The organism is Bernardetia sp. (genome assembly GCF_020630935.1).
Classification (GTDB): Bacteria; Bacteroidota; Bacteroidia; order Cytophagales; family Bernardetiaceae; genus Bernardetia.
Genome location: NZ_JAHDIG010000036.1, coordinates 37,694 through 49,017, shown reverse-complemented (window position 1 = coordinate 49,017; position 11,324 = coordinate 37,694). Strand labels below are relative to the sequence as shown.

Below are 11,324 nucleotides of genomic sequence, written 5' to 3'. Positions count from 1 at the left end.
GCAGCGCAACGAAATATTGAATGTTTTATAAACAGGGAAATTTGTCGTACACCCAATAGCTTTAACGTTACTAATTTAATTTATGTAATTTTGAGCCATGAAGTCTAATTTCTAATAATCTAAAGCTCTGATTTATCAGTCTAAAAAAAGTCCTCAATGAACAAAATTATATTATCTAGCTTTACGCTATTATTTTTAGTATTTGGAAGTTTTATCCCAAATAATAAGAACCATATAAAAGATAAACCCACTATTGAGTTTACTGAATTTACACTCAAGAATGGCTTGCACGTCATTTTACACGAAGACCATTCTGTTCCTCTAGTTGCTGTAAGTGTTCTTTACCATGTAGGCTCAAAAAATGAAGAACCTAACCGAACAGGCTTTGCTCATTTTTTTGAACACTTGCTTTTCGAAGGCTCAAAAAATATCAAACGTGGAGAGTTTGACGATTACATTGAAAATGCTGGTGGTGCAAATAATGCCAACACTACGTATGACCGTACTTTTTATTATGAAATTATGCCTTCCAATCAGTTAGAGTTAGCTCTTTGGTTGGAGTCGGAAAGAATGCTTCACGCAAGGGTGGATAGTGCTGGCATAGAAACACAAAGACAAGTAGTGAAAGAAGAACGTCGTCAGCGCATAGATAACCGTCCGTATGGTTCTATTTTGGAAGAGACAATGAAAAGAGTTTATACAAAACATCCTTACAAATCGTCTGTGATTGGTTCGATGGAACATTTAGATGCTGCTGAAGAAAAAGACTATAAAAATTTCTATGAAAAATATTATGTTCCTAACAATGCCGTAGTAAGTATTGCTGGAGATATTGATGTCGAAACAGCAAAAGAGTTGGTTGCAAAATATTTTGCAAGCATACCAAAAGGAAAAAAGGTGATTCAACCTAATGTACTTGAGCCACTACAAACTGGGGAAGTTCGTGATACTGTGTATGATAATATTCAGCTTCCTGCTGTGGTACAAGCCTTTAAAGTTCCTGCTCGTGGGAATGAAGATTATTATGCTACCAAAATGCTCTTTACGCTACTTTCTGAAGGAGAGAGTTCCAGACTTTCAAAATCAGTAAAAGATGAGCAGCAAAAAGCTGTTTTTGTGGGAGCATTTCCATTAGACCTAGAACAAAATCCTAGTGTTGCTCTTGCTTTCGGAATAGCTTCTATGGGAGTAGAGCCTTTAGAATTAGAAGCTGCAATGAATCAAGAATATGAAAATGTAAAAGAAGAACTTATTGGAGAAAGAGAATTACAAAAGCTAAAAAATCAGTTTGAGGCTAATTTTTATACACAAAATAGCACCATTGCAGGAATTGCAGAAACTCTAGCAGATAATCACGTTTATGGGGGAGATGCAAATCTTATCAATACAGAAATAGAGAAATACATGGAGGTTACTAGAGAAGATATACAGACTGTAGCCAAGAAATATTTAGTAAAGGAAAATAGAGTAACACTTTATTATTTACCAAAAAAATAAGTATTCAGTTCTTTTAAAGGATTGATAATTAAAAATATATACAATGAAAAATAAATTTATTTTAAGTATTGCCTTTTCGGTGGCATTCTTATTTTATGCCTGTACTCCTATTCCTTCTGGCTCTACAAAAGAATTAGACCGAAGTCAAGCCCCAAAGGCTGGAGAAGCTCGCCAAGTAGAAATAGCCAATTCCAAATCATTTGTACTAGAAAATGGATTACAAGTTTTTGTAGTGGAGAATCACAAATTACCACAAGTTTCTTATTCTTTGGTTGTAGATTATGACCCAATTATGGAAGGAAAAAGAGTGGGAATGTTAGATATGTTTGGCTCAATGCTTCGCCGTGGCACAGAAACACGCACTAAAGAACAACTAGATGAAGAGGTTGATTTTATGGGAGCCAATCTGATTACTTACTCTAGGGGAATCTATGCTTCTTCACTCAAGCGTCATTCTGACAAGTTACTCTCTATTTTTTCAGATGTTTTATACAATCCTTCTTTTACAAATGAGGAGTTGGAAAAAGTACGTAATGAAGCACTGTCTAATTTACAGTCATTGCCTTCTAGTCCAGAGCAGATTGCAAATAATGTGGTATCAAAGGTAAATTATGGCAATAATCATCCTTATGGAGAGGTAGAAACAGAAGCTACTATAAATGCTGTCAAAAATGAAGATTTGAAAGATTTTCATCAGACTTATTTTCGTCCTAATGTTTCTTATTTAGCTATTGTTGGAGATATTACACTAGAAGAAGCCAAAGCACAGGCTAAAAAATATTTTGGCAAGTGGGAAAGAAAGATAGTTCCCCAAACAAAATTTGATATGCCAAAAGCTCCTGAAAAACCTCAAGTAGCCATTTCTAACCGTACTGGTGCTGTTCAAACAGTTATTAATATTACTTATCCTGTTTTTTATCCGTTGGATAGCAAAGATTATGTAGCAGCTAGGCTGATGAATGGTATTTTGGGAAATAGTGGGTTTGGAGCAAGACTTATCCAAAACCTCCGTGAAGATAAAGCCTATACCTATGGTGCGTATTCTTCTCTTCAGCCAGACGAACTTTCATCTTCTTTTACAATGTCAGCTAGTGTGCGAAATGAAGTTACAGATAGTGCAGTTGTTGAGTTTTTATATGAACTAAAACGTATAAAAGAAGAGCCTGTTGCAGAGGCTGAATTAGAAAGAGCAAAGGCTAGTATGATTGGTTCGTTTGTACGCTCTTTAGAACGCCCTCAAACAGTAGCAAATTTTGCTATCAATATAGCCAGATATGGTTTGCCATCCGATTTTTATACCAACTATATCCAAAAAGTAAATGCTGTAACAGTAGAAGATATTCAGAATGCAGCAAAGAAATATATCAAGCCAGAAAATCTAACCATTGTAGTTGTAGGAGACCAAAGCATTTTGGTAGAAAAACTAGCTCCATTTGGCAATGTGCAAATATATGACGCTTTTGGAGAAATGGCTGCTCGGGCAGACCAACGTATTTTGATTGGTATGACAGCCGAAAAAGTAATTCAAAATTACTTAAAAGCTATTGGAGGTAAAAAATGGAATGAAGTAACAGCTATTGAAAAAGCACAAACCATGACTACGCCCCAAGGAAAGATAGAACAAAAGGTATATATTCAGAACCGACAAAAATTAGCTTTTGTAGTTGCTGAAAGAGACATCCGACAAGTATATGATGGAAATAAAGCCTATATCATAACAAGAGGAGAAGCACAAGAGCTTGATATGACACAGACAGCAAATATAAAGGAGCAAACTTTTATTAATCCATACGCACAGTATGAAAAAACGAATGGTTATGCTGTTGAGTTACTTGGAGCGCAAGTAGTAGATGATAAATCAGTATTTGAAATAAAAATTACACATCCAAAATACGGAGAACGTTTACAATATTTTGACCCAAAAACGAATCTTCTCATAAAAGAAGTAACCGCATCAGGAGAGGTTATGATAGGAGACTATCGCAAAACGGCAAATACACAACTTTTGATGCCTTACAAAGCAAAAGTAAGTTCTCCACAAGGTTCTTATACTATAAATGTAGAGAGTATCAAATTCAACTCTAACATTGATGCTAAAGTTTTTATGGTGGAGTAAGTTCTGTTTTAATAATCTCTGAGAAAACTATTTTTTTTAGTTTTTCTTAGAGATTGTTTTTTTCGTCTAATGCTACTTATAAGTGTTTATAAGGCATAAACATTTCGATAAATACATTCTAAAGGGAACAATAATTGTAAACTTGTCTTTAGTAGTCAAACAAAAAATCATGTTTTAAATTCTATTTTTTCTTTTTGTTAGTCTTTGTTTATTTTTTTTCTGTATTTTCAAGATACCATTCAATATGATTTCAAATGAAGCGTTAGGTAGATAAAACATTTGATATTATTCTTAGTAAATATATGGCTAAAGCTAGATTCGTTGTCTGTCTTATTTGTTTTATACAATTTTTTCCATACGATGGTTAGCTAACTTTGGACGGAAAGTCTAGAAAATAAGTCAAAATAATATAATTTGATTATATAATGATGCATAATATAAAAACTTTACTCTTTTCAATTTTTGCCTTTACAGGACTTTTCTTGATGAGTTATTCTTCTTATGGACAACTACTTCAAGGAATTGTTACCGTAAATAATGGAGCATCTATCAGTAATGATAAAGAGGGAAGGGTTATCTTAAAAATATTCGCCAAAGGAGCGCATGAGATGCGAGTAAGTAACAACGCCAGTTTTATTGGTGCACGTTGGGAACCTTTTGAAGGGCAAAAAAATTGGCGTTTAGATGCTCGTGAAGATGGAATCAAAACAGTATATGTACAGTTTAAAGATGTTTCAGGGTCTGTGGTTTCAGACCCAACAGTAGCACAGTTAGAGCTTGATAGAAGCCCTCCCACCAATCCTTCTGTCCTTATCAACTCTGGAGCAGAATATACAAATGCTAGAGATAGAAAAGTATATTTGCAACTTTATTGTGATGAGGCTTATGAAATGCAAATCAGTAACAGAAGTGATTTTCAAGATGTTGCTCGTTGGTATCCTTATAAAGAAACCGTACAGGGTTGGCCTCTTACTGGTGGCGAAGGTGAAAAACATGTATATACTCGTTATAGAGATTATGCAGGCAACATTTCTAAAACTGCTGCTGATACCATTATTGTAGATCAAACTCCACCAAAAGGAAAAGTAGAAATCAATGGAGGAGCAAAATACGCTACTTCTCGTAATGTTAAATTAACATTTAATGCTGATGGAGCAAGTGATGTTTCTATTCAATCTTTAGGAACTTGGATTCCTTATAAAAAAGAAATAGATTTCGAATTACCTGCCGAACAAGGCCCTCAAGTAGTGGCTGTAAAGTTTAGAGATGCTATGGGCAATCAGTCTAAGCCAGCTTTTGCTCGTATTATCTTAGATTTGGAAGCTCCAAAAATGCCTAGAATATTGGTAAATGGAGGTAATCGTTATACAAAGAGTCATAATGTAAATATTCGTCTTTCTGCTATTGGTGCATCTGAAATGATGGTTAGTAATAATCCAGACCTTCGTGGTGCAGAGTGGCAACCTTATCGCTATTTGCTTCCAAGTTGGACATTTGATGTAGAAGATGGAGAAAAAATTGTTTATGTAAAGTTTAGAGATGAAGCTGGTAATGAGACAGATATCAAATCTGATAAAATTATTCTTGACCAAGATGAGCCAACAGGAGGAACAATAAAAATTGTTTCAAAAGAAGGCGCAGCAGGAGTAACCAACAATAAAGAGGGCTTAGTAAACCTTGAACTGTCTGTAGATGGAAACGATGCTCGTTACATGATGATTAGTAATACTGAAAACTTTTTTGAAGGACGTTGGGAGATTTATAGAAACAAAGTAGAAGATTGGAAACTAGCTGTTGGAGACGGAGAAAAATCTGTTTATGTAAAGTTTAGAGACCGAGCAGGAAATGTTTCAACTCCTGTACACGATAAAGTTACATTAGACTTGACTCCACCTATCGACACACGCATAGCTATTGAGAAAAATTCTAAATATGTGCGTAGTACCTCTGTTGCTGTAAACTTATTTGCTCGTGGCGCAAGTGAGGTTATGTTAGGAAAATCGGAACAGTTTGAAGGAGGTGCATGGCAAGAATATGCTGCAGAAATAAAGGATTGGCAGCTAGACGGAGAAGATGGTAAAAAAGTGGTGTATGCAAAATTTAGAGATGAAGCTGGTAATGAAACCCCACCTATCAGTACAGAAATTATTTTGGATAGGGTTGGACCTCAAAACCCTCAAATTAGAATCAATAAAGGAGATACAGTTACCAATAATCCAAATAAAGTAGTGCTTCTACAAGCTAAGGCAGAAGGTGCTACTATGATGCAACTTGGTATGGATGCTGCCTTTACAGGAAGTCGTTGGATAAACTATCAAGCAGGAAAAAATGTGCCTTTTGCTCTACCAGGAGAAGATGGATTAAAAGAAATATTTGCTCGTTTTAAAGATGAAGCTGGAAATATTTCAGAAGTGGTTTCTCAAAAAATATTACTTGACCGTACACCTCCTATTGTGGGCGAAGTGAAAATTAATGATGGCGATAACGGAACAAATATTCAAACTGTAAATTTGACATTAAATGCACAAGGAGCAACCCACATGATGATTTCAAATCGCATAGATTTTCCAGATGCAAAATGGGAATCTTATAATACTAGCAAACAGTTTACACTTGTTGGAGAGGATGGAATCAAGTTTGTATTTGCTCGTTATAGAGATGGTGTAGGAAACATTTCAGAAATTGCCTATGACAGAATCGGGCTTGACCGTACGGCACCGACCGAAGGAGAAATTACAATCAATAAGAGAGCTAAATATACTACTGACATTAACAAATATGTAACTCTTCAGCTTCGTGCAAAGGGAGCTTCTGAAATGCGTATCGGAAAAAGTGAAGCAATGGATAGTGCAGCTTGGCAACCTTATAGACCTATCGTAATGAACCACATGTTGGCTGGAGAAGATGGTGAAAACAAAGTATGGGTACAGTTTGGAGACAAGTCTGGAAACCAAACTAAGCCAATTAGTGCAAGTATTATTTTGGATAGACAAGCACCTTTTGGAGAGGAAATCATCATCAATAGTAGTGAACCTTATACCAATAAACGTCAAGTAAAATTAGATATTATGGCAGAAGGTGCTTCTCACATGATGATTAGTAATTTGAGTAGATTTCCTCCACCAGCACGTTGGGAAGAGTATCAAACTTCTAAGAACTGGACAATATCTGGAGCAGATGGCTACAAAACAGTTTATATTAAATTTAGAGATGAGGCAGGAAATCAGTCTTTTGTAGCTAGTTCACAAATTTTACTAGATACAGAACCTCCTCAACCAGGAATTATCAGAATTGAAGGAGGAGAAACTCGTGTGAAAGACAATCAAGTAACATTACTTTTCAATGCTCGCCAAGCCAATTATATGATGCTTTCCAACTCTCCTAAGTTTGACGATGGAGCATATTGGAGAGAGTATAGCGATAAAGTAGAGTGGGTTCTTTCAGACGGACAGGGCTATAAGAGAGTTTATGCAAAGTTTAAAGATACAAGTGAGAACGAATCAGGAATTATCTTTGCTGAAATAACTGTAGAAGGTTTTTAAATAAAAAAATAAGTGCAAAATAAAAAGGCATTCTTATCTATAAGATAGGAATGCCTTTTTGCTTACCAAAAAAATAATGGAACTTTCGCTTTACTTTTTTGGTATATTTGCAAGACTAAAACATAAAAAGTATCAAAAGAATAAGACAGACTATGAAAAAACCTTCTGTGCCACAGGGAATGCGTGATTTTTCGCCTAATCAAATGCTCAAACGTCAGTGGCTTTTTGATTCTATAAAAAAAGTATTTATAAAGTATGGTTTCCTACCTTTAGAAACACCTACTATGGAAAATCTAAGTTCTCTTACAGGAAAGTATGGGGATGAAGGCGACCAACTTCTTTTTAGAGTGCTTAATTCGGGCGATTTTTTGAAAGATGTACGTAAAAAGGATGCTCAAAAAAAAGTCGAAGAGTTAGACTATAAAGAAATTACTACAAAAGTTAGTAAGCGAGGCTTACGTTATGACTTGACTGTTCCTTTTGCTCGTTATGTGGTACAGCACCAAAGCGAAATTACATTTCCTTTCCGAAGGTTTCAGATTCAGCCTGTTTGGCGTGCTGACCGTCCACAGAAAGGACGTTATCGTGAGTTTTATCAGTGTGATGCTGATGTAGTGGGTTCAGATTCTCTTATCAATGAAGCCGAACTCTTGCAGATGGCTGACGAGGTATTTGAAAAGCTAAACCTAAAAGTTACTATCAAACTCAATAGCAGAAAAATTTTGCAAGGTCTTTCGGAAGTAGTGGGGTTTGCAGAAAAAATGACTGATATTACTGTTGCTATTGATAAGCTAGATAAAATAGGATGGGAAGGCGTTTCGAAAGAACTTTCAGAAAGAGAACTTTCAGAAGAAGCTATTTCGAAGATAAAACAGTTTATAGAATCAACCACAAGCGTAGATACAAGTTTTAATAATGAAAAACTAGAATATCTGAAAGAATTTTTCACTGGAAATGCAGTAGGCGAAGCAGGAATCATAGAGTTAGAACAAGTTCAGCAATTCTTACAAGGTATTCCATTTGTCAATAATTTAGAAATTGACCCTACACTTGCACGAGGTTTGGGCTACTACACAGGTTGTATTTATGAAATAAAAGCTGAAGAAGCCGAAATGGGAAGCATTGGTGGAGGCGGTCGTTATGATGACCTTACAGGAATTTTTGGTTTAAAAGGTTATTCTGGGGTAGGAATTTCTTTTGGTATTGAAAGAATTTATGATGTTTTGGAAGAATTAGATTTGTTTCCAGAAGAAATATCAACCTCTACAAAAGTTATTTTCTTAGCTTTTGATGAATCTGCACGTATTTGGAGCTTGCCACTTGTTAGAAGGCTTAGAGACAGAAATATATCTACTGAAGTCTATACAGAAAATAAAAATATCAAAAAGCAATTCGACTATGCCAATAAGAGAAATATTCCTTTTTGTGTTGTTGTAGGAGAAAATGAAATGAAAACAGGAAAATTAGCTGTCAAAAATATGATAGAAGGTTCACAAGAACTGATGTCTATTGATGAGCTGATTGAGAAATTTGCGTAACGCTAAAAAGTTAAATTCCAAGCATAAAAAATCCCTTTCAAAAATCAGTTTTTGAAAGGGATTTTCATTTATCACTAACCATTCATCATTAAAAAATTATCGTACTCTCAAACGTCTTCCCAATCTTAAATTGGTTCGTGTGCTGATGCCATTGAGTTTGCAGATAGAAGAGATAGTAACGCCATACTGACGGCTAATTTTCCAAAGCGAATCTCCACTTTTGATTTTATGATAGACCACTCTTCTCACTTGGTGAGTTTCATCGCTATCATCTCCGTCTTCGTCATCATGAGAATGTGTAACTCTTGCTCCCAAATGTTTGAAGTTAGCTGCCGTAAGCTCAAAATCCTTTATTTTGATTTCATTTTTTTCAAAATCAAAAACAGTTGCTGGGTCAATAGAATTTCCTTCATATCGCATTTCAAAATGCAAGTGTGGTCCTGTACTTCGTCCCGTACTTCCTCCTTTGCCTATCATTTGTCCAGCCTTTACATAATCTCCAACTTCTACATTAGTTGCGCTAAGGTGTCCATAAACGGTTTCTAGTCCATTGCTGTGGCGCACCACGATATGATTTCCAAAACCTCTACCATATTTTTTGACCCTAATTATTCCATCAAATACAGCATAAATTGGGTCTCCTGTGTTTAAATCTAAATCTGTTCCATGATGCCAACGATAACGACGATACCCAAAGTGTGAGTTTACTTTATTGTATGCCATAGGTGGCGACCAATACTGTTGTTTAGTTGAGTCGTATAAAGCTATCTGAATAGTATCTTTAAATTTGGAAGCATCAATACCATAAGGATTTACAGAATTAGAATCCCAAACTTTGTAATACTGACGCATCGTAATCCAAACACAGTCAATCGCAATTTCTTCTGAAATCATAACAATGTTTTTCAATTTTGCATTGTCATAGTTGGTAGTGTCTTCTCTAAACAGTGTCTTGCGAGCATTCATGCTGATAGAAAGCGTGTCTAAAAAAAGTGAATAGCCCCAACTTCCACCTAGCGTACTGAGTCGTAGCATTGTAGTATCAGAGAGGTTCAGTAGTGTTGCATTAGCAGGACGAAAATTTTCCTCCTCATAACCATCGCCACCAATAGAGGGCGCATTTTTATTCACAACATCCCTATCAGAAACTGCTGTTGCCAAAGAGTCTGAAATTATTTTTCCATTTTTAGAAGCTATCTCAAAAAGAGCAGAATCCTTATAGTTACTTATTCCAAAGGCATCTATTGAGTCTTTTTTGGAGATAGCAAGTGCTAGTCGTACAGAATCCTCTAACGTATTTTCTTCGTTGTCTTTTGTAGCTACTTTTTCCTTTTGTTTTTCCTCATCATCTGAGTCTGTTGGTAAAATGAGTAAATTAGGAATTGTTATAGTCTGAAAATCACTTTGATTTTTGTTTTTATGAGTAGGAGACTGTGCAGAAGTGTTGTTTTGTAGTGTTAAGAACGTAAATAAAATAAAAGACAAACTGATAATTTTTACAATTTTATAATGACTATAAGCATGTAAATGATTTAAGTAATTGTGCGAATCCATAATAGTATGGGGAATAAGACCTAAAAAGAATATTTTATATTAAAAAGATACTTAGTTGAAATTGGGGAATGTTTTAATATTCTTTTTTAATAAAGTCTCAAAAATATTTTTTAGTGAGCAGAAATAAATTAAGATTAAAATTATTAAGGCAGAAAACATCTGCAAAAATAATCTTTCAATATTTTCTAAATAGAAAGTTAAACGACTAAATTAGAAGTTTACTCTCAAACGAGAATGCAATTTACAACTATTTTATAGACACTGCAAAATCTGCTATATCCTTTGTGTATTTTTTGTGTTATTTGGTTTTTTAATATGAAAATTTCAATAAAAAATCTTTTATTGAAGAACACAACAAGCAAAAACAAAATTATGCAACATATTTTCAAGATTCTGAAAAACTATAAAACGATATTTGAGGTTGGAAAGGAAAATCTATCTTTTTTTGTCATCTAAATATATGTCTCCAATCGTTTTAAATATAGAAAATATGGTTTGTCCACGCTGTGTGTTGATGGTGGAAGACCTATGTAAAAATCTAAATATAGAAATCAAGAAAGTAGAGCTAGGAAAAATTGAATTGGAAAAGGAAGTAACAGGTTCTAAAAAACAAAAATTGGCTCAAGAATTAGAAAAAATAGGATTAAGTCTAATAGAGTCAGACAAAAAAAGTCTTATCAATGCTATTAAAACAGCTATTTTACATCAAATTTATTATTCTGATAAGGCTCTACAAGTCAATTTTTCTGAATACCTCTCTGAAAATCTACATCACGAATATTCTTACCTAAGCCGTCTGTTTTCTGCATCTGAAAATATGACTATCGAAAAGTATATTGCTCTCCAAAAAATCGAAAAAGCAAAAGAACTTTTATCCCTTAAAAAACACAGAATTTCGGAAATTGCTCACCAACTTCATTATAAAAATACATCTCATTTTTCTACACAATTTAAAGAGCTGACTGGACAAACGCCTTCGCAGTATAAGAAAAACCCCTCTCAAGAGCGTAAAATGCTAGATTCATTTCATCAAAGTCAAGATTTTGAAACAAAATGACAAAATTTTGAAAAACTGTA

Annotated in this window: 6 protein-coding genes; 5 read left to right on the top strand and 1 reads right to left on the bottom strand. The window is 34.6% G+C overall.

Features of this window, described 5'->3' with window-relative positions:
- The first annotated feature begins 156 nt into the window (after positions 1 to 156).
- The 4 genes from QZ659_RS11435 (at position 157) to hisS (ending at position 8,693) form a co-directional block, all read left to right on the top strand.
- Positions 157 to 1,497, top strand: a complete 1,341-nt coding sequence (locus tag QZ659_RS11435) for a M16 family metallopeptidase (protein WP_291725952.1) — start codon at positions 157 to 159, stop codon at positions 1,495 to 1,497.
- 43 nt (positions 1,498 to 1,540) lie between these two features.
- Positions 1,541 to 3,613 (top strand): insulinase family protein, encoded by a 2,073-nt coding sequence (locus tag QZ659_RS11430; RefSeq protein WP_291725951.1) that lies wholly within the window; start codon positions 1,541 to 1,543, stop codon positions 3,611 to 3,613.
- A gap of 425 nt (positions 3,614 to 4,038) precedes the next feature.
- Positions 4,039 to 7,155, top strand: coding sequence for a hypothetical protein (locus QZ659_RS11425; RefSeq protein WP_291725950.1), 3,117 nt, complete (start codon positions 4,039 to 4,041; stop codon positions 7,153 to 7,155).
- Positions 7,156 to 7,307: 152 nt separating this feature from the next.
- A complete protein-coding gene (gene hisS / locus QZ659_RS11420) occupies positions 7,308 to 8,693 on the top strand; it encodes a histidine--tRNA ligase (RefSeq protein ID WP_291725949.1) in 1,386 nt (461 codons plus the stop codon).
- Between the two features lie 96 nt (positions 8,694 to 8,789).
- On the opposite strand, the gene QZ659_RS11415 is transcribed toward hisS, so the two are convergent.
- Positions 8,790 to 10,247: a M23 family metallopeptidase gene (locus QZ659_RS11415; protein WP_291725948.1), complete on the bottom strand. Its 1,458-nt coding sequence runs from the start codon at positions 10,245 to 10,247 to the stop codon at positions 8,790 to 8,792.
- 460 nt (positions 10,248 to 10,707) lie between these two features.
- On the opposite strand from QZ659_RS11415, the gene QZ659_RS11410 reads away from it, so the two are divergent.
- Positions 10,708 to 11,304 (top strand): helix-turn-helix domain-containing protein, encoded by a 597-nt coding sequence (locus QZ659_RS11410; protein ID WP_291725947.1) that lies wholly within the window; start codon positions 10,708 to 10,710, stop codon positions 11,302 to 11,304.
- The last annotated feature ends 20 nt before the right edge of the window (positions 11,305 to 11,324 follow it).

Coding starts and splice junctions, on each gene's coding strand:
- hisS (WP_291725949.1), top strand. CDS start 7,308: ATGAAAAAACCTTCTGTGCCACAGGGAATGCGTGATTTTTCGCCTAAT.
- QZ659_RS11435 (WP_291725952.1), top strand. CDS start 157: ATGAACAAAATTATATTATCTAGCTTTACGCTATTATTTTTAGTATTT.
- QZ659_RS11430 (WP_291725951.1), top strand. CDS start 1,541: ATGAAAAATAAATTTATTTTAAGTATTGCCTTTTCGGTGGCATTCTTA.
- QZ659_RS11415 (WP_291725948.1), bottom strand. CDS start 10,247: ATGGATTCGCACAATTACTTAAATCATTTACATGCTTATAGTCATTAT.
- QZ659_RS11410 (WP_291725947.1), top strand. CDS start 10,708: ATGTCTCCAATCGTTTTAAATATAGAAAATATGGTTTGTCCACGCTGT.
- QZ659_RS11425 (WP_291725950.1), top strand. CDS start 4,039: ATGATGCATAATATAAAAACTTTACTCTTTTCAATTTTTGCCTTTACA.